The sequence below is a fragment of the Streptomyces sp. NPDC059832 genome, assembly GCF_042731715.1.
Taxonomy (GTDB): Bacteria; Actinomycetota; Actinomycetes; order Streptomycetales; family Streptomycetaceae; genus Streptomyces.
Genome location: NZ_JBHWIY010000109.1, coordinates 1 through 1,667, shown reverse-complemented (window position 1 = coordinate 1,667; position 1,667 = coordinate 1). Strand labels below are relative to the sequence as shown.

Below are 1,667 nucleotides of genomic sequence, written 5' to 3'. Positions count from 1 at the left end.
CTAACCTCGAATTTTCGTGACGGTCCGCCGACGGGGTCGGTGGACCGTTTTCGTGCCGTGGGCTGAGGTTGTGCAGGCCGAGGGCCCGAGTGTCGCCTCGAGGTGGCGCCGGGTCCCACTGCTCCGGGTGTTGAGGTGCTGTCGTAGGGACGGGGAATCCGCTGGTCAGCCAGGGTCGGGCAGTTGGGTGAGCCGGTCGAGGGCTGCGGTGATGTGACCGGTCCAGGGCCAGTGCCGGGCCAGGCGGAGGATTCGCAGACGGCCTGTGGTCACGAGCTGTCCGGCCGCGGTGAACAGGCGGAGCCGCAGGCGGCGGGGCTCCCAGAGACGGGCCTTGCCGGTCAGGGCGAGCATCGGCATCCAGGCCAGCAGGTCGAGAGCCATCTGCACGATCTCCAGCCAGATCCGGTTCTGGGCCGTGCGGTGCAGGGGCAGGTTGCGCAGGCCGGTGGCACGGGCGGCGCGGATGCGGTCCTCGGCCCGGGCCCGCAGCCGGTGACGGAGCTCGAGCTCGGCGATCGGCCGGCCCAAGGTGTTGGTGGCGAAACAGGTCAGCCGCATGCCGTCCGCATCCGTGAGCCGCAACTGGGCCCCGGGGTGCGGTCGTTCCTTCCTGACGATCAGCCGCATGCCCTTGGGCCAGCTGTCCAGGACGTCGCCGGTGAGTTCAGCGACCCAGGCGCCGTCGCGGATCTCGCCGTCCGCCTCGACAGCCGCCGTCCAGGCCGATGCCGGAACCTTCAGCACGTGCTGGTGGATCGCCTCGGTGATCACCATGCCGACCGAGTAGGACAGCCACCGTCCCCGCTGGGCGAGCCAGGCGACGAAGTCGTGGGTGCCGCCCGCGGAGTCGGTGCGGATCAGGGTCCGGCGCCCGCGCCGGTACTTCTTCGGCAGCTGGGCCAAGGCCAGTTGGGTGGCGGTGATGTGGTCGGCCGCCGTGTTCGATCCCGCGTTGCCTGGTCTGAGCAGGGCCGCGACCGGTTCACCCGTGCCGCCCGGTCCGTGGTCGACGAACCCCATCAGCGGGTGGTGGCCGTAGGTTCGCTTCCACGTGGGTGCGGCGTCCTCCTTGTCCGAGTGCGCGATGACCAGCACCCCGTCGAGGTCCACGGTCACCGTCCCGCCCGCGTCAGGCGCTTCCCGGTCGGCCAACCGCCAGACATGTTGGCGGACTTCAGCCCGCGCGGCACGGATGGCCCGCAGGGCCTTCTCCTCGGAGGCTGCGAGGGTGTCGATGAGGCGGGAGACCGTCGGGTCGGAGGCGACCGGCCCGAACACGGCCGGCTCGGCCCGCAGCACCCCGACATCCGCGAGGCAGTCCCCGCCCAGCGCGACCGCCAGGGCCACGTCCAGCAGGATCTTGCCCGGATCGTGCACCGCCCGAGCCTTCCGCCACGGCGTCAGCGCCGCTGATATCGCGGTGTCCAAGCCAGCCTTGCGGACGGTCTCGACCAGCAGCACGCCCCCGGCCTGCGAGACCACCGCCCGGCCGCCGCCCTCAATGCGGACACGCGGGTACGACCCGATACGCTTCTTCACCTGGAGAGTGCTTCTTTCCGTGCAGCCAACAGGACCCTAGACAAGTCCCATCGTTGCAGGTCAGGAGCACTCTCCGCTTATTTGATCAAGCATCGGACACCCCACCTCGTGATAGCGCGAGGCTA

General features: G+C 70.2%; 1 protein-coding gene. It reads right to left on the bottom strand.

Annotated features, from left to right (window positions below; genetic code table 11):
• Positions 1-165: 165 nt before the first annotated feature.
• Positions 166-1,542, bottom strand: a complete 1,377-nt coding sequence (locus tag ACFV8T_RS45555) for an IS1380 family transposase (RefSeq protein WP_385339796.1) — start codon at positions 1,540-1,542, stop codon at positions 166-168.
• Between the last annotated feature and the right edge of the window lie 125 nt (positions 1,543-1,667).